Raw genomic sequence first — 15,396 nt, 5'->3', positions numbered from 1 at the left:
CTGCCGTCGCTGGGGCCTGTCCGGCGGATCACTGCCCCACGGCAGGTGAGCCTTGGGCAGGGATCCACGGGGCGAGACTGGGGAGTGGTCGTCAGGTCATCGCGAACTTGGCAACGTACTCGTCGAAGGGCTCGATGCCGACTTCCGCACGAAGTTCGTCCATGCACTCGGGCTCTTCACAGGGCCACGGAATCGGCGACCCGTCCTTCACGCCGGCGATCTGGGTGCCATAGACCTGTTTGCGGCCTTCATTGACCAGCATGCGGTCGCGCAGAAAAGCCAGCTCGCGGGGACTGGCCGAGCCTGCCGACACCGCCTGCTCCATCAGTTGGAGGGCGCGCCGCTGGACGTCGAGCTGCCGGTCAGCGTGCTGGGCGATCAGCCATGCCGCGCGGGCGGCTTCCTCGCCGACCAGTTCTGCAGTCGGCCAGCCGTACCGGTCCATGATCTCGCCGAGTCGGTCACCCTAACGACGTGGTGCGCGGTAGACGGATGGTCAATCGGCTGGGCGGAGGTCGGCGATGAGGCGGAAGCGTTCCAGAACCGCCAGCGTCGTGTCGTCCACGGTGAACTCGGGGTTCTCCAACGCCGCGCGCATCTCCTCACTGCGCCAGAACCGCTCCCGCAACCAGCAGTTACGTGCCAGCTCTCAACCGATCCCGGTAGCCGTCGAGGCCACGGACAGAACCAGGGCACCGAGCGCGCCCACCGCCCCGTACAGGCGCATCTTGCGCCGCTCATCGCGTTGGCGGACATACAGCGCGGTGGCCCCCGCGAAGGCCAGACCACCGACGATGAACCACGGCCCCCACAAGTAAGGCGTGATCGACATGACTCGATCGTGGTCCGAACCGCGACGACGTGCGTCATCAGCAGGGAGGACCCGCCTCCCCCACGCGAGTGACCTCTCGCCGCCCGAGCCACGAGCAGTCCGACGGACCTGGAACTGACGACCTCAGAGTTCAGACGGAACAACCATTAAAGGGAGTTGACCGTGCCGATACGCCCTGCGTAAGTTCCGAGCCGGTCCCCGAAGAGGAGGTCTGAGCCCCTGATGACGATGCCGTCCCGTGACCCGATGCTGGAACTGCTCTCTGCGGATGGTCCGGATCCGGACCATGCGGAGGCGATGATGCTCTACGGCCGGCTGGTCGGAACGTGGAACATCAGCAACCGCTACCGCTCCGCTGGGGGTCAGTGGCGCACCGCAGCGGGCGAGTGGCGCTTCGGCTGGGTGCTCGGCGGGCGCGCGGTGCAGGACGTGCTCTTCTGCCCGGAGTTCCACGACCGGTTCCCCGGCACCACCGTCCGCATGTACGACGTCACGACCGGACTCTGGCGGATCACGTGGATCTCGCCGAAGCTCCCCTCCTATTTCGCCCAGGTCGGCCGGCCCGACGGTGCCGGTGGAATGATCCAGGAAGGCATGGATTCCGAGGGCAGGCCCTCACGTTGGACCTTCACCGACGTCACGCCGACCTCTTTCCACTGGCAGGGTTTCAGCGCCACCCCAGAGGGCGAATTCGAGCTGTTCCAGGAGATGCACGCGATACGCCGGTAGGGCGGTAGAGGGCGCGAGGGCGGGGACTGCCCCCGGCGGGCCGCCCCGGTGGCAGAACCACAACCCGGTCTCCGTGGATTGGTCCTGACATGCCATCAGGTGCAGTCGTCCGCATCGACTTGGCCGGTACCTGAGAGGAGTCGCCGGCCCCGGTCCGCGAAAGCCGGATATTCCGGCAGCAGGGCCGCCTCCCAGCCTCCGGCCGCCTCGCGCAACAGCAGCCGCATCGTCTCCGCGAGTGCCGGGAATTCCTCCAGCCCGCTCGCGGTCTCCCAGCGATGCCTCAGAACCTGGCGCCTCGTCGGGGCCGGGCGCCGAGTCCGGTGGAGCGGACCGTCCTCCACGATGTGAGGCAGCAGACGAACCGTCGCGTCCACCGTCCAGACCGCTGTGGCCTGCCGCATGCCTGAGATCGGCGCGCCGGTGTACCGATGCGGCGGCCAGCGCCCCGAGCCCACGGGCCCAGGCCAGCAGCCCGTTCTCGGCGACGTTCGGATCGTTTCCGAGCAGTACGTCCGCCAGGGTGGGCGCGTTCCCGAGATCCGCCATCACCAGCAACGGAACCTCAGGGTCCACGCCCAGAACCTCGGGACCGGCGATCCCGAGCGACAGCCCGGCGGCCTCGGCCGTGAAACAGCGAAGGGACTCCGGCTCGTTGCCGAACGCCTTGACGATCGCACTGCCGCCGCCGACCGTCTCACAACGCAACACGGTGCTGCGTGAGCTGCCACCCAGGTCGACCGGCCCGGACAGTTCGGTACCCACCAGGTCACTGGCGGCCCGCAAGATCGACTCCATCGCGGCATTCTGCCACCGACGCCCTGGACGCCGCAGGCCGGTTTCCAACCGCCGACGCCCCGGTATGGGACGGCGACCACGCAGGTGAACAAGCGGGCCGGGGGGTAGGCGGCCGTCCTCGGCGTTGTGGGTGGGTGCAACCATCCTGAGGCGGTTCGCGTGTTTCCTCCCGTAGCGGTGATCAACGGTGAGGAGACGATGTGAAGCGCGTGGCAAGCCGTCCGTCCCGGCGTACGGTCCTGACTCTCGCTACCGGGGGCCTGGCCGCCCTCGGTCTCGGCGCTGCCGGTCCGGCGTCCGCGGACACCCGACCGGGCGCGGACCCGGGCACCCTGCGCCGGCTGCGGGACATGGAACGCGAGCACGGCGCCCGCGTCGGCGTCTACGCCCGCAACCTGGCCACCGGCCGGACGGTGGTCCACCGGGCGGAGGAGCTCTTTCCGGTCTGCTCGGTGTTCAAGCCGCTGGCCGCGGCGGCCGTCCTGCGCGACCTCGACCGTGACGGGGAGTTCCTGGCCCGCCGGATCCACTACACCGAGGCCGAGGTCGAGGCAGCCGAGTGGGCCCCGGTCACCAAGGAGCACGTGGCCGACGGGATGACGGTCGAGGCCCTGTGCGCGGCAGCGGTGAGCCAGAGCGACAACCTCGCGGGCAACCTGCTCCTGCGCGAGCTGGGCGGGCCGACCGCGATCACCCGCTTCGCCCGGTCCCTCGGCGACCGCGTCACCCGGCTCGACCGCTGGGAACCGGCCCTGAACTCCGCCGAACCCTGGCGCACCGAGGACACCACCAGCCCGCACGCCATTGGCGGAACCTACGCCCGGCTGCTGCTCGGCGACGCACTGCCCCGCAGGGACAGGGACCGGCTCACCGACTGGCTGCTCGCCAACACCACCAACACCCAGCGGTTCAAGGAGGGCCTGCCCGGCTGGACCCTGGCCGACAAGACCGGCGGCGGCAGCGCCTACGGCGTCGCCAACGACGTGGGTGTGGTCTGGAGTCCGGCCGGTGTGCCGGTGGTGATGGCGGTCCTGACGACCAGGCCGCAGGCACCGCAGGGGCCGAACGACAGCAAGCTCGTCGCCGACACGGCTCGCCTGCTGGGCGAGGCCGTCCTGCGCTGAGCCCTCCGGCCGCGGGCCGGGCCGGTTGCCCCCGCCCGTCGGGGTCGACCACCGGCCGGCGGCCCGCTTGGCGGCCGCGGTGATGCGGGGGACCGGACCGTTCACGCGGCGGGTTCACCACCAAGCTTCACCTGGCCGTCGAGCAGGGCCAAAAGCCCATGTCGATCGTGATCACGGCAGGACAGGCAACCGTGCTGGTCGCAGTCCTTAGACGTCATCTCAATTGGCTCGTAGGCTGTGGACCGTGGCGGGAATCGTTGAGCGGCTGATGCCGAATGAGTTGTGGGAGTTGTTCCAGCGGGTGGTGCCGGATGCTCCTTCGCGGCCGCAGGGTGGTGGCCGGCGTCGGCATGGTGACCGTGAGGTGCTGGCCGCGATCGTGTTCGTGGTGACCTCCGGGTGCACGTGGCAGCAGTTGCCCGCCGCATCGTTCGGGCCGTCCGGGGCCACGGCTCACCGCCGGTTCGCCGAGTGGTCGAAGGCAAGGGTGTGGGCCAAGCTGCACCGCCTGGTCCTGGACGAGCTCGGATCCCGGGGTGAGCTGGACTGGTCGCGGTGTGCGATCGACTCGGTGAACATGCGGGCGATGAAAAGGGGGACCTGACAGGTCCGAATCCTGTCGACCGGGGTAAGTACGGGTCGAAGATCCATCTGATCACCGAGCGGACCGGTCTGCCCATCTCTGCCGGGATCTCCGGCGCCAACCTCCACGACAGCCAGGCACTGATCCCGCTGGTGCAGGGCATCCCTCCAATCCGGTCACGCCGTGGCCGACGCCGACGCAAGCCCGGCAAGCTCCACGCCGACAAGGGCTACGACTACCGCCACCTGCGGCAATGGCTCTCCGGCCGAGGCATCCAACACCGCATCGCCCGCAAAGGAATCGAGAGCTCGCAACGGCTCGGACGACACCGGTGGACCATCGAACGCACCATGGCCTGGCTCGCCGGCTGCCGACGACTCCATCGACGCTACGAACGCAAGGCCAACCACTTCCTCGCCTGCACCAGCATCGCCTGCACCCTCATCTGCTACCGCAGACTCATGACGGCTCCAAGCGTTGCGGAAGCTGCGCCATGATGGCCCGTGTGAGCGAAGAAACTACGTTTGAGGCCGTATCCCGCCTGTACCAAGAGTTCATGAAACTGCCCTTCCCTCCCGGATTGGGTGGCGCGGACCGAGCCGGCTTCGACCTCGTGATGCTGGACTCGGACACCGCGGGCTGTGTTTTCATCTGGATCAAGAACGGCGGCGAGCTCGAAGCGCGAAACCGAAGCATTCTGCTTCGCTGCATCGACCGCCTAGACCGGGTCATACCTGCACTCAGCGAAACGGACGCCCCTGAGTACTGGCACCGCCTGCACGAGATGGCTCAACTTGTCGTGGATTCCCCACACGCAGCCGCCAAATGAGATGACCTCTTAGGTGGGGCGCTCGGCCTGAGCCTTCTCCAGGAGTCCCGCGAAGGGTGCCTGCGCCATCGAGCCTCGCACCCGCGCCAGACCGTACCGTTGAATGGCATCTGCGTTGAGGGCGGCCGTCCCGGCGTCAAAGGCTTTCCTTTCGCCCGGGGGTGCCACATCCACGTAGATGTACGGATATTCAGGGCGATACACCCACCATAGCGTCACGCGTTGCCGCCCTCGGGTCACGTTGAGGATCTCATCGCTGTTCGAGATCTCGGCTTGATATCTGTAATATTCGCCGGGCGGCCCCTGAGGATCTTTGTCCCTGCCGTCCTTCCTGAGCGTTCCGGCCCACTCCCGGGAACGCTCGTAATCGGAAGTCATCGTCATTCTGTCTTTTCTGATCAAATAGAGTTCGGTCACGACACTGACTGACCTGAAGGTGGACTTGCCGGGATTTTCCATCTCGACTACAGCGTCCTGCGCAAACTCTTCTCCGGGATTCAACACCCGGCCCGGCGGCGTGACGAACTCCTGAGAGTCGATCAGCCTGTCCTGCATCCCCTCAGACTCGCCGCGGACCCAGTAGATGCTACCGAGGACGTAGACCGGAACCTGGCCGGAGTTCTTCACGGACAAATGGACCGGCAGGTACATCTTCGTCCCTTCCCGGTTCAAACTTGGCGTCCTGAATTCCGCCGCACTCTCCACCAGCGGAGACACCACGTAGGGCACGTAGACCTGTGAGTACGTCAGGTTGGCGACGGCGATGAGGGCGGGGACAGCCGCCCCGATCGCGATGCGTCTGGGATGGCGCATTCCCCTCCACGCCCGGCGGCGGACCAGCATCCACAGGGCCCATGAGGACCAGAGGACAAGGGCCACCCAAAGCGGCAGGTAATGGGTGTACAGCCCGCCGACGATCTGCACGATGAGCAACAGCGAACTGACGCCAAGGGAAATCAGGACGCCGAACAGAATGACCGGCCCGGAGTATTTCACCTTCCGCTTGCGCCAATAGTCGAGAGTGGCTACTGCGGCAACCGCCACCACCAGGGCCAAGAGCAGGAAGGTCGTTCCGGCGATCCTGCCGGCGTAGGTCAGGGCATTGAAGATGTCCGCCAGGCCGATCTTGATGAGCACACCGGCGGTCACCAGGAGGCCCACTGTCACCAAGGCGCCGGTCGTTCGTCGCCGCCACGGGCGGTCCGGCCAGACCGTGCTGTCTCCGCCGAGCCAACGGATGTCGTGTTCGAATCCCAAACCGGCGCGTTGCAGGAGCCTTTGCAGTTCCCTGGGGGACCACACCTTCCCCAAGGGCTTGCCGTTGATCATGACATTCCGCAAGCCGATGCGGTCCGGTGCACCCACGGATACCGCGGGCATGTTCTCCATGCCTTCAGCCTGCTGCCTGCACGCGGTGAACGCTCCCGCAGAGCGCGCCCCGGGGGCCCTCACCGCGTTAACGCGGGGGCGCACCCGTCACCCGATTGGAGTAACAGGAGGCGCCCCGGACATGGTGCGGGGTGACGCTGGTCATGGCATATCGGTCTTCTTACAGGAGCCCCCCATGCGCATACGACTTCTCGGGTTCACCGCCGCCGTGATACTGGCCGTTCTCGGCGCCATGGGCCCTGTCGCACAGGCCGCCGCACCCGGCGTCGACGGGCAGAAGTGCACGACCGGTGGCGGAAGCGTGGAGTACAACTCCAGTTCCGGCTTGTGGACCTGTGTCGGCGGACAGTACAGCGGAGAATCCGTTCCTTGACCCGACCGTTCCCGCGACCGCCGTCCGGACCGGCCGTCCGGACCGACTACCGCCCTGAGCGGTGGAGCGTGCCCGTTGGGCCACGAGGTTCAGCCAACGCCCCTACGTCTTCCCGCTACTCGTCCGAGCCGGTGGCCGACGGCGGTACCTCGACGACGAAGAACAGGAAGCAGGTTTTGGTCGAAAGGTCAGGGAAGCCGTCGGGGAACAGTTCACGGGCGGCCGGGGCGGGCTGCGGCTCGCTGATCACGGAGACACGGAAGCCGGCGGTGGTGAAGGCAGCGGTCATCGCGTGCAACGGCCTGCGCCAGAACCTCATCGGGACGGACTGCCCGTTGAACGTCCAGTCGAAGGTATAGCTGGTGGTCGCAAAGTAGTCGGGCCGAGGATCCTGGATCGTGTAGGCCACGAAAGGGTGGTCAACCGATGCGATCAGCCGCCCACCGGGCCTGAGCACGCGCCGAAACTCGGCCAGCGTCGGCCCCCAGTCCTCCAGGTAGTGCAGCACCAGCGACGCGACCACGTCGTCGAACGCACCGTCGGCGAACGGCAAACGGTCGCTCAGGTCGACCACGTGCAGGGCCACGTCGTCACCCAGCCGCCGCCTCGCCAACGCCAGCATCCCGGCGCTGGCGTCGATGCCGGTGACGACGGCACCGCGGTCGCGGAGTGCGGCGGTCAGGGGACCCGAGCCGCAGCCGGCGTCCAGGATCCGACGGCCGGCCACGTCACCGGCGAGGGCCATCATCGCGGGCCGCTCGTAGTACGCGTTCACGAGGCTGTTCTCGTTCTCCGCCGAGTACGCCTCGGCGAAGCTGTCGTAGTCATTCACCCGGTCCCGATCTGCAGGCTGGGCGAAGCTCTCGGGCTCGGCGGTTAAGCGTTCCAGTTCCATCGTCGCACCCTAGTACTCACACGTTCCGCCGGGCAGGCCCTATGGAACGGCACCTGTTGGTGCGGCTGCAGGCCGGTGACGAGGAGGCATCCGCGGCTGCCCTGGCCGCCCGCAGGCGGCCCAGGGGGAATGAGACGGCTCCGGGCCGGTGGTCAGTGACCACCGGCCCGGAGTGTCGTGCGCGGCCCGTAGGGGCTCTGACCTGCCCTTACAGCACCGGGAGGTTCTTGCGGAGTTCGAAGGCCGTGACCTCCGAGCGGTACTCCTCCCACTCCTGCTTCTTGTTGCGCAGGAACTGAGGCTGCGTCCTGATGACTTCGGCCAACCGCTATCGGAACTGCTGAGACCACCTTGACAGTGGTCGACGTTCGGCGGTGTGGGCTATCGCGGGTCGCCCGCCGACGGCCCGCAGACGGCCCAGCCACAAGATGGCTGAGCCCGGCTTACTCCACAGCAAGCCCCCTGCCCGAGCGACCCTGTGCCCGGCACAGCACGGTGCTTCATCAAGGTGTGGCCCACTCGGCCAGTGCATGCGCTGTCGCCTGAGGGTGACTAACCGACGGGGCGTCCAATTCCTCGTCCGACGTCGAGAATCTGAACGGTGCAGCAGAGGTCGCACTCGACTTGCCGCGTTGCACACCATCGAAGTGAAGGCATCGGACAGAGTCGGAACCCGATCCTGTGTGTGCGAGTATCCACGGGGCCAACGGAAGAGGTTCAGATCCGTGCGGAATGAGAAATACCTGACCGGTAATTACTGCCTTCTGGACCCTTATAGAGGTTGGGATTGGCTTCCCTGTACCTCTGAGGCTGAGGACATCAACGCTGTACACGTTGCCGTCGTAGGTCATGGAAGTTGGAACAACCATATCTGCGCGCCATGACGATGCTGCTCGATGCGCGAATCGACGCAGCAGAAAGTCGAGCTCCGCAGATTGTTCTGCCGTCGGGGTACCCCGACCATGAGCGAGATTGTTCCGCACGGAAATAAACTCTTGCACCGACTGGTGCTCAGATCGACCCGGAACCAGCCAGGACATCATTCGGGTAAAATCACTACCCGCTCCCGACAATTTGGCTATGGCCGCACAAATATCGAACCAGGTGCCCATGCTTGGTGACGCGAGGCGCACAGGCGTGATACCGGCGAGCGGCGCGGGTGAGGTAGTGCTCAACCCGAGCAAGGCCGCAAATCGAAATATCGACTCCAATGCATGGAGTCCTTCTGCAGTTTTCTTTTCGAGATCGGCCGTCCGCTCGTATCGAGCAATTCGGTAGGCCAAAGGGGTTGGAAGGTCCCCCGCAGCGACGGCAAGCGCTTGGGCGAGGCGGTCCGCGAGCACCTTTACACATCGCTCTAGCAGCTCTTCTCCCGCATCATCCTTATCAATCCAGTCGATGGCCCCCAGCCGCAATGCCTCGACCACTTGCTTTTTCGACCCCTCACCGGAAAGCACCAGACTCGGCAGACGCCACCCCCCTTCCTGAAGCTGCTTCAACAGCCATAGACCACCCCACTCATTAGGCGGCATCTTCATGTCGATGAGGATCAAATCAAGAGGGCGAGATGAGATCTCCTCTAGTGCAGTGCGACCATCGGCGGCGAAATGCAATCGCGCACCAGCTTTCTGCAATGGCCGACATAGGGTGCGTGCCACGTCATTCTGGTCATCGGCGACCAGGATGTGAGCACCACTGAGATGCTGAATCACTCAGGCTCCGATGCGTTAGTAGCGATTGGCAAGGTCACTAGCCATGCGGTTCCGACCTGCGTGCTAGCGAGGCTGAGTTGCCCGCCGGCTCTGGCCAGCAGAGACCGCACGCTGAGTAGACCAAGCCCATTTCCGCCCGGCTTGGTGCTTTGGATTCGCTGCCCGTCGGCAAGGGCGGCAGCGACCTGCGAAGGAAGCCCAGGGCCGTTATCTGCAATTTCAACGACGGCTTCATACTCGTCCGCTGTCCATGCCAGTGTGATAGCGCCACCGCGACTGAGGGCTTCAATTGAGTTCCCGACTAGGTTGTCGAGAACTGCAGTTACAGACCGTTCGCTGAGCGCGACGCGAACTGAGGTGCTTGCGTCGGGAATCGAAAGCGATATGGTGCCGGGAAGCCGATCGAGCATACGTCTGGCGTACTGACGCAAGAAACGTCCGAGGTCGACACTTTCGTTCCCTGCGGGCTCGAGCAGCGAAGATGCAGCTCTCACTCGCTGTGCAAGCGAGTGAGCCTCATCTAAGTGCCGACTGGCAGTGAGCTGTTGCTGGAGACGGGCGGTCCGGCCTTCAGCTGGCTGCGAGGCAGCACTGCGTGCGGCAACCAACTGATTCTTAAGGTCGTGGAGCAGGTCGGCGACAGCAGCGCGATACGGCTGGGCTGCGGGTTGCAGCGCCGCCTCGACGGCTTGCACAATTGGGCCCCGCCCTGTTGACGTCCTCAGCACGGAAACGGATACGTCAATGCCGCACTCGGTGGCTTCGAGGGTGGCTGTCCGACTGACGCGAGACCACAGGGCACAGATTTCTCTGGTGAAGGCTTGGGGAAGCGGAACGCTTGATTGAAACCGTAGCCGCATAGGGTGACTGCCAACGATCTCCACCAGGACTGCTCCCCTAGCAGCAGCGACTGTTGAAAGAGCCGCATCCAGGATCGCTCTCTGGCGGCCCGAAAGTCGCACATCGGGGGACGGTGTATTAACCGTCAGTCTTCCTCGATAAAGGAGCTGCCAGTCGCGTATGAGCTCGGGCAGGTCTACATCTGAATCCTGTACCCCAAGACATCGATGCAAATCACAAAGATGCACTAGGCGATGAAGGAGTTGAGGCTCCAATTCCTCCGGATCCTGAGCCTGTTCCAGCAGATCCATCGATCGAGACAGAACTGTGTCGAGAGTGTGCTGCGGATCGGCCGACGATTCGATGACATTTCTGAATGCGACCCACAAGTAGCTTTCAACTCGAAGGTTCACCTTCAATTCCAGTAGCTTATCGACCGCAGCAGCCCAGGCGACCAACGCAGAGGCGTCTGAAGCGAGGTGGAACCCGAAGAGCTGAAGGTCGATCCACCTTGGCGCCGGCACGGGTGCAGTATCCAGCAGAAACGCTTGCTGGGTCAGGAGGAACCTGGCGAGCGCGTACTCCCGCGTTATTGAAGGATCGAAATCACGCGCGCTGGACTCATCAGCCAAACGCTCCAAAATATCGAGCACTACCTGGCAAGCTGCATGCTTGGCTGGCGTCTTACCGGCTTCACCGGTGCCATTTACCGCCATTTCGAGACCCAAAGCAGGACTCTTGAGAATCAGGGTAGCCGCATACTTACGAGCATGATCTGGACCTGACATCCCATACGTAAAATCCGTGCGAAGTTTCATGGCGCTTGCGGCTTGCTGAAGTCGAGACGTGGGATCTAGAGGTCGCCGACCAATAGGGGCAATTACTGAGGTTGAACTCGTGATGTCACATGGTTGCTCAGGCGGGTCTGATGGTCAGGCCGGTCTCGGCGAGGCATCCGTCTATGAGGTGACCGCGGTACTGGATGTGCCGTAGGCCCCGCCGGATGCGCTGGACGAGGTGTTCGGGGGTGGAGAAGGCGACGTTGGACAGCCAGCCGCGTCGCAGGAGGGACCAGATCCCTTCGACGGGGTTGAGGTCGGGCGCGTAGGGCGGGAGGTAGTAGATGGTCAGCCACTCGCGGTCTGCCGCCCATTGCCGCAGGTCGGAGGCTTTGTGGACGTTGAGGTTGTCCCAGATGAGCACGATCGGGCCGCCGAGCTGCTGGTGTGCTGCTATCAGCAGGTCTCGGTAGTCGCGCCAGGAGAAGCTCTTGCGCCCGTCGCGCTGGCCGTCGTCCCGTCGCGGCCGGTAGATCAGCCGGGACCGGTGGCCGGGTTTGAAGCAGGTCAGCGCCGCGATGGATATCCGTCTGCGGGAGCGGCCACGGACCCTCACCACCGGGGTCCGGCCGCGCTGTGACCAGGTCTTGGCCTGCGGCGGCGTCATGGAGAATCCGGCTTCGTCCTCGAAGACGAGCCAGGCTCCACGGGCCGCCGCGAGTCTTCCGCGCAGGGCCAGACCTCCTTGACCCATCCGGCCACCGCGGCGTCGTCCCGCTCCATCGCGCGTCGGGCCGGGACCTGGCAGGACCAGCCGTTGCGGACCAGCAGTTTCCGAACGCCCTGGATCGTGTAGGTCAGGTGGAAGCGCCGGCCGATCACCGTCTTGACCCGCGCCAGGGTCCACCGCTGGTCCTCCCAGCCATGCGCTGCAGGTCCCTTGGCCAGCTCCGCCTCCAGCTGCGCGAACTGCTTCTCGCTCAGCCTCGGCAGCGATGCCGGCCCCTGCGACCGCAGAGCCCGCGGACCGCCCTCGTCCCATGCCCGCCGCCACCGCTGCACCGACCGGACACTTACCCGCAGGTCCTTCGCGATCACCGCACTGGCCTCACCCCGAGCGAACTGCTCGGCCGCCTGAAGCCGTAACCCCTCGCGAAACTGCTGACGTTCGGCGGTCAGCCCGCCCCCTTGTGGATACCGCATGCCCCGGTGATACCGCACGGGCGACGAGCCGTCAGCCCCTACGACACCACGAGTTCAACCTCAGTAGCTGCCACACCTGACTCCATTCCTTCGGCCACCTGCCGGCTAGGCTCCCAGTAAATCCAGTTGTCGCAGCAACGGCACCGATCAATGCTTGAAACGTGTTGGACCCCACCTCCTCAGGCACGCCCTTCGCCTTCTGTCCGACTCCAAGGAGTAAGGCAGACGGGAGGCCGGTCTCATAGAAGGCAGTGTCGTAGATGCGGTCGGGAAGCGTTGCGAACACTGGATGTTCCGAGGGGTTTGCCACAGCATGTCGGGCAACAGCGAGGTAGTGCTCGTAGATCAGCACCCAAGAGCCGACATGAGCTAGAACCTGATGGTCCTGTTGGCCGCATTTTGCAATAGCTGATCGGTTCTCGTATGCCCAGGATGCATGAACCAGCGCTTGGCAAATAAGCGGACGCGCAGTCACAGGCAGCGAGAAGAGCTCCTGCACACGTCGCACTGTCCGATTGTGCGATTCCAGACCTGGAATCTCCAGTGCGGGTAGCCTTCGTGCGCTTCGATTAACAGGCCTGAAAAGAGCGGGATCGGCGTGACGTTGAAGGAAATCCAATGCGGCATGCTGGGCCGCTGCCTTTTTACTCCTTCCGTCACCCGTTCCCTTCCTACCTTTAGAGTCAGTCACGACGGCACGGAACACTGTGGCGTGATCCGGACCTCCCTGCTCGTATTCATACAAGGCAGCTTCTCGACCGCCCAAATATTCCTGAAGTGTCGTTTTCGCGTCGGCGATACCGCACTCTTGATTACGTCTCACCGATTCGAAAAGGTCGCGTAGTAGCCGAGCGGCAAGATTCTCTTCATTTTCGAGACATAGCGCGCCCAGGAGCTGACGGACGAGGTCACCCGAGACTTTCGGTGGTAGCTGTTGTGAGTCCAGGCCTGCGCTCAAGGCCGCCGAGTTGCGGACCCACTCTTGCTCGGCCGCCCATACTGAGAAGGATGAAAGGATCTCGCCGACATTTTTACTCACCTTGCCGGATGAGGTGGATTCGGTGTTGTGGTACACCTCTGCAGCAGATGCCTTCTGCAGAAAGGCTCCCCCAAGGCGATTCAGGGCATGAATTGCCACCCTTGTCAACTCGGGCGAAGTGTTACCGCTTTCTTGATGATAAGAGGCATGTGTTAGGGAAATCGCTACAGCGTTAAGCAGACCCGGTCGTGGGGAGGTCAAACCTAGGGTCCGCAAGTGGTGCAGGGCAGGAGCGGCGTCACGGACCCGTTGCTCCATGAGGCGCTCCGGAACGCCTTGCAGAGCCTGCTTAAGTCCATCGCCGAAGGTAGGTGTGGCCATCTCGCCCCTGACGCTGATTACCAGTCAAGACACGCTATTGTATGGCGAGTTGGGTCGCGCCGGATCGACTTCCGAGAAAAGAGAAGCGCCTGGGAGGCTTCACCTCGGTGGGACAGCGGACGGACGTCGCGTAGTTGGCTTTCCGGGTCAATGGAGCAAGTGGGCGTTCACAGCACGAGCCTCCGCAGCAAGGTTCGAAAGCTCAACAACTTTGACTCCAGCTTCGCGGAGGGTCTCGACGCCTACGCATTCGGCCACGAGGATGCTGGGTTCGCGCCAAGCGATGACGACGCGGCGGATGAGGGAGCGGAGAATCAGCTGGGTGCAGCTGAGGGGGCGCGAGCGGCGTTCGGAGCAAGGCTCCAAGGTGTCAATCCCCTGTTTCGTAGAGACCTTGGTTATGCAGCCTGGTCCTGGTGACCGGTGTGGTCGCGTGCTTCTCGGATGGTGTTCTCGAACGTGACGGGCGGGTGTCCGCCGGCCGCGCTGTGGCGCCGCCTGGTGTTGTAGAAGTTTGTGATCTTCAGCCTCGCCTCGGCCCGGGTGCCGAAGCGGTGCCGGTGTACGTACTCGACCTTGAGCACAGAGTGGAACGACTCAGCGGCGGCGTTGTCCAGCGCCGACCCCACACGCCCCATCGACTGCACGACACCCCACCGGCCGCAGAGCTGCTGGAACGCCTCACTGGTTGTATTCCGAGCCGCGGTCCGAATGAAAGATCACGCCATCCACCTCGCAACCCCGGGTGGCGATCGCCATCTGCAGCGCGGCGCTGACCAGCGCGGTGTCGTGCCGAGGTCCCATGGCGTAGCCGAGCGCCCGGCGGGAGAACGCGTCGTGGACGGAGGCGAGGTAGAGCTTGCCCTCGCCGGTGTCGATCTCGGTCATGTCGCCCCACCACAGCACGTCGGGTGCGATGGCGTCGAACCCGCGAGGCACCAGGTCAGGGGCGGCTTTCCGTTTGCCCTGCCGTGTCAGAGACCTGCGTCGGCGGGGCGGTCTGCGGCCCTGAAGGCCGAGCTCGGCCGTGATGTCCGCAACGGTGTTCTGCGACACCTGCCAGCCCTCCTCCCACAGATCCAGCGTGATCCTCGGCGAGCCGTACGCACTGCCGGAACGGTCGAAGAAGTGACGAATCCTCTCTGCCAGCTCGGCCCGTCTGACCTCGCGTTTCGTCGGCCGACAAGGGCGTCGGCGCCACTTGTAGAACCACGCCTCCGACACTCCCAGAGCACGGCACGAGACGCGATACGGAATGTTGCACTCGGTCTTCTGGTCGCTGATCACCCCGACGACAGCCGCCGGGTCCGCCGCAGCTACTTCACCCAGATGACCATGCAGCGTTTGAGGACATCACGCTCCATGACCAGCTCCTTGTTGTCCTTCCGCAGCTGGGCGTTCTCCCGCCGCAACCGGGCCAGTTCCTCGTTCTCCACCATCTGGCCGGTACCGGTCTCGCCGACCCTGCGAGCCCGCGAGACCCACACTACGTCGTCGGAGAGGGAGCGGACGCCCGCATCGTCTCCTCCGTCTACGCGGACGCCCCCACCGCCGAAGCCATCGGCAACCGAGCCCGCGCCGCCCGTGAGACCGCTGGCACCCTCAGCGGCCACGCCCTCGGCCAGGAACCCGAGCACAACCAGCGGTCCGCGTACGACCTGCTCGCCGACATCCTCGCCGTCGTCCCGGCCAAGGAGCCCAAGGTCTGGTCCGAGATCGTCGTCTCGCGTCTCGCCGAGCTGCGACCGGACGTCTATGGCGGCTGGGACCCCGAGGGTCTGGCCGCCGCCCTGAAGCCCCACGGCATCCCCACCGGACAGGTCTGGGGCAAGACCGACGAGGGCAAGGGTGCCAACCGGCGCGGCATCGAGCGCGCCCGGATCGCCGCAGCAATTGCGGAGCGTGACGGCAAGCGGGACGCGGGCTAACACAGAGCGCCGCTAGGCCTAG

The 15,396-nt window shown here is 64.8% G+C and carries 19 protein-coding genes and 3 pseudogenes; 7 read left to right on the top strand and 15 right to left on the bottom strand.

All coding sequences use genetic code 11. The features are described from left to right. Window positions 1-91: 91 nt before the first annotated feature. The 3 genes and pseudogenes from ABZZ20_RS11780 to ABZZ20_RS11770 form a co-directional block, all read right to left on the bottom strand. Window positions 92-466: pseudogene (locus ABZZ20_RS11780) on the bottom strand (DUF6624 domain-containing protein); the annotation flags it as partial. 30 nt (window positions 467-496) lie between these two features. After that, window positions 497-622, bottom strand: a pseudogene (locus ABZZ20_RS11775) (RNA-binding protein); the annotation flags it as partial. A 27-nt stretch (window positions 623-649) separates the two neighbouring features. Beyond that, window positions 650-832: a hypothetical protein gene (locus tag ABZZ20_RS11770; protein WP_356869239.1), complete on the bottom strand. Its 183-nt coding sequence runs from the start codon at window positions 830-832 to the stop codon at window positions 650-652. 222 nt (window positions 833-1,054) lie between these two features. Here ABZZ20_RS11770 and ABZZ20_RS11765 point away from each other — a divergent pair, with 222 nt between their 5' ends. Further along, a complete protein-coding gene (locus tag ABZZ20_RS11765) occupies window positions 1,055-1,561 on the top strand; it encodes a hypothetical protein (protein WP_356869238.1) in 507 nt (168 codons plus the stop codon). A gap of 95 nt (window positions 1,562-1,656) precedes the next feature. On the opposite strand, the gene ABZZ20_RS11760 is transcribed toward ABZZ20_RS11765, so the two are convergent. Continuing rightward, the gene (locus ABZZ20_RS11760) at window positions 1,657-1,965 is read right to left on the bottom strand and encodes a hypothetical protein (RefSeq protein WP_356869237.1); all 309 of its coding nucleotides are present in this window, start codon (window positions 1,963-1,965) and stop codon (window positions 1,657-1,659) included. Here ABZZ20_RS11760 and ABZZ20_RS11755 point away from each other — a divergent pair. The 4 genes from ABZZ20_RS11755 (at window position 1,964) to ABZZ20_RS11740 (ending at window position 4,895) form a co-directional block, all read left to right on the top strand. Continuing rightward, window positions 1,964-2,284, top strand: coding sequence for a hypothetical protein (locus ABZZ20_RS11755; protein WP_356869236.1), 321 nt, complete (start codon window positions 1,964-1,966; stop codon window positions 2,282-2,284). The genes ABZZ20_RS11760 and ABZZ20_RS11755 overlap by 2 nt on opposite strands. Window positions 2,285-2,559: 275 nt before the next feature. Then, on the top strand, window positions 2,560-3,483 hold the full coding sequence (gene bla, locus ABZZ20_RS11750; RefSeq protein ID WP_356869235.1) for a class A beta-lactamase: 924 nt from the start codon (window positions 2,560-2,562) through the stop codon (window positions 3,481-3,483). A 268-nt stretch (window positions 3,484-3,751) separates the two neighbouring features. Continuing rightward, window positions 3,752-4,563 (top strand): IS5 family transposase gene (locus tag ABZZ20_RS11745; protein ID WP_356869433.1). Its coding sequence is split into 2 segments (ribosomal slippage): window positions 3,752-4,076 and window positions 4,076-4,563, totalling 813 coding nucleotides; the frame shifts between segments, so codons are not numbered across the junction. 8 nt (window positions 4,564-4,571) lie between these two features. Next, entirely contained in the window at window positions 4,572-4,895 is a 324-nt protein-coding gene (locus ABZZ20_RS11740; RefSeq protein ID WP_356869234.1) for a hypothetical protein, read from the top strand. Between the two features lie 9 nt (window positions 4,896-4,904). On the opposite strand, the gene ABZZ20_RS11735 is transcribed toward ABZZ20_RS11740, so the two are convergent. Beyond that, window positions 4,905-6,284 carry a hypothetical protein gene (locus ABZZ20_RS11735; protein ID WP_356869233.1) on the bottom strand — a complete coding sequence of 460 codons (1,380 nt, stop codon included), beginning with the start codon at window positions 6,282-6,284 and terminating at the stop codon, window positions 4,905-4,907. A gap of 175 nt (window positions 6,285-6,459) precedes the next feature. Between ABZZ20_RS11735 and ABZZ20_RS11730 the strand changes: the two genes are divergently transcribed. Next, window positions 6,460-6,657, top strand: a complete 198-nt coding sequence (locus tag ABZZ20_RS11730; RefSeq protein WP_356869232.1) for a hypothetical protein — start codon at window positions 6,460-6,462, stop codon at window positions 6,655-6,657. Between the two features lie 115 nt (window positions 6,658-6,772). Here ABZZ20_RS11730 and ABZZ20_RS11725 read toward each other — a convergent pair whose 3' ends face one another. The 10 genes from ABZZ20_RS11725 to ABZZ20_RS11680 form a co-directional block, all read right to left on the bottom strand. Next, complete coding sequence (locus ABZZ20_RS11725; RefSeq protein WP_356869231.1) at window positions 6,773-7,552, bottom strand: class I SAM-dependent methyltransferase; 780 nt, start codon at window positions 7,550-7,552, stop codon at window positions 6,773-6,775. A gap of 208 nt (window positions 7,553-7,760) precedes the next feature. Continuing rightward, the gene (locus ABZZ20_RS11720; RefSeq protein WP_356869230.1) at window positions 7,761-7,877 is read right to left on the bottom strand and encodes a glutamine synthetase; all 117 of its coding nucleotides are present in this window, start codon (window positions 7,875-7,877) and stop codon (window positions 7,761-7,763) included. A 178-nt stretch (window positions 7,878-8,055) separates the two neighbouring features. Further along, complete coding sequence (locus ABZZ20_RS11715) at window positions 8,056-9,264, bottom strand: response regulator (RefSeq protein WP_356869229.1); 1,209 nt, start codon at window positions 9,262-9,264, stop codon at window positions 8,056-8,058. Next, window positions 9,261-10,922, bottom strand: coding sequence for an ATP-binding protein (locus ABZZ20_RS11710; protein WP_356869228.1), 1,662 nt, complete (start codon window positions 10,920-10,922; stop codon window positions 9,261-9,263). The genes ABZZ20_RS11715 and ABZZ20_RS11710 overlap by 4 nt, the downstream gene beginning before the upstream one ends. A gap of 97 nt (window positions 10,923-11,019) precedes the next feature. Beyond that, window positions 11,020-11,550, bottom strand: coding sequence for a transposase (locus ABZZ20_RS11705; RefSeq protein ID WP_356869432.1), 531 nt, complete (start codon window positions 11,548-11,550; stop codon window positions 11,020-11,022). Continuing rightward, window positions 11,547-12,086, bottom strand: a complete 540-nt coding sequence (locus ABZZ20_RS11700; protein ID WP_356869227.1) for a winged helix-turn-helix domain-containing protein — start codon at window positions 12,084-12,086, stop codon at window positions 11,547-11,549. Before ABZZ20_RS11700 ends, ABZZ20_RS11705 begins: the two co-directional genes overlap by 4 nt. Before the next feature lie 31 nt (window positions 12,087-12,117). Next, window positions 12,118-13,161: a putative dsRNA-binding protein gene (locus ABZZ20_RS11695; protein WP_356869226.1), complete on the bottom strand. Its 1,044-nt coding sequence runs from the start codon at window positions 13,159-13,161 to the stop codon at window positions 12,118-12,120. 432 nt (window positions 13,162-13,593) lie between these two features. Further along, window positions 13,594-13,812, bottom strand: a complete 219-nt coding sequence (locus tag ABZZ20_RS11690) for a hypothetical protein (RefSeq protein ID WP_356869225.1) — start codon at window positions 13,810-13,812, stop codon at window positions 13,594-13,596. A 32-nt stretch (window positions 13,813-13,844) separates the two neighbouring features. Then, complete coding sequence (locus ABZZ20_RS11685) at window positions 13,845-14,093, bottom strand: integrase core domain-containing protein (protein WP_356869224.1); 249 nt, start codon at window positions 14,091-14,093, stop codon at window positions 13,845-13,847. 34 nt (window positions 14,094-14,127) lie between these two features. Continuing rightward, the gene (locus ABZZ20_RS11680) at window positions 14,128-14,733 is read right to left on the bottom strand and encodes an IS3 family transposase (RefSeq protein ID WP_356869223.1); all 606 of its coding nucleotides are present in this window, start codon (window positions 14,731-14,733) and stop codon (window positions 14,128-14,130) included. Between the two features lie 197 nt (window positions 14,734-14,930). On the opposite strand from ABZZ20_RS11680, the pseudogene ABZZ20_RS11675 reads away from it, so the two are divergent. Then, window positions 14,931-15,374, top strand: a pseudogene (locus tag ABZZ20_RS11675) (cell division protein FtsK); the annotation flags it as partial. Window positions 15,375-15,396 lie beyond the last annotated feature (22 nt).

Origin of the sequence: Streptomyces sp. NPDC006430 (assembly GCF_040612395.1) — a bacterium.
Classification (GTDB): domain Bacteria; phylum Actinomycetota; class Actinomycetes; order Streptomycetales; family Streptomycetaceae; genus Streptomyces.
Note: the sequence above shows the minus strand (reverse complement) of the source record. Positions and strands in the feature narration are given on the sequence as shown.

What these genes read in the sequence shown, in the direction of transcription:
- ABZZ20_RS11770 (WP_356869239.1), bottom strand. Translation starts at nt 832, where the DNA reads ATGTCGATCACGCCTTACTTGTGGGGGCCGTGGTTCATCGTCGGTGGT.
- ABZZ20_RS11765 (WP_356869238.1), top strand. Translation starts at nt 1,055, where the DNA reads ATGACGATGCCGTCCCGTGACCCGATGCTGGAACTGCTCTCTGCGGAT.
- ABZZ20_RS11755 (WP_356869236.1), top strand. Translation starts at nt 1,964, where the DNA reads ATGCCTGAGATCGGCGCGCCGGTGTACCGATGCGGCGGCCAGCGCCCC.
- ABZZ20_RS11760 (WP_356869237.1), bottom strand. Translation starts at nt 1,965, where the DNA reads ATGCGGCAGGCCACAGCGGTCTGGACGGTGGACGCGACGGTTCGTCTG.
- ABZZ20_RS11735 (WP_356869233.1), bottom strand. Translation starts at nt 6,284, where the DNA reads ATGGAGAACATGCCCGCGGTATCCGTGGGTGCACCGGACCGCATCGGC.
- ABZZ20_RS11730 (WP_356869232.1), top strand. Translation starts at nt 6,460, where the DNA reads ATGCGCATACGACTTCTCGGGTTCACCGCCGCCGTGATACTGGCCGTT.
- ABZZ20_RS11725 (WP_356869231.1), bottom strand. Translation starts at nt 7,552, where the DNA reads ATGGAACTGGAACGCTTAACCGCCGAGCCCGAGAGCTTCGCCCAGCCT.
- ABZZ20_RS11710 (WP_356869228.1), bottom strand. Translation starts at nt 10,922, where the DNA reads ATGAAACTTCGCACGGATTTTACGTATGGGATGTCAGGTCCAGATCAT.
- ABZZ20_RS11705 (WP_356869432.1), bottom strand. Translation starts at nt 11,550, where the DNA reads ATGACGCCGCCGCAGGCCAAGACCTGGTCACAGCGCGGCCGGACCCCG.
- ABZZ20_RS11700 (WP_356869227.1), bottom strand. Translation starts at nt 12,086, where the DNA reads ATGCGGTATCCACAAGGGGGCGGGCTGACCGCCGAACGTCAGCAGTTT.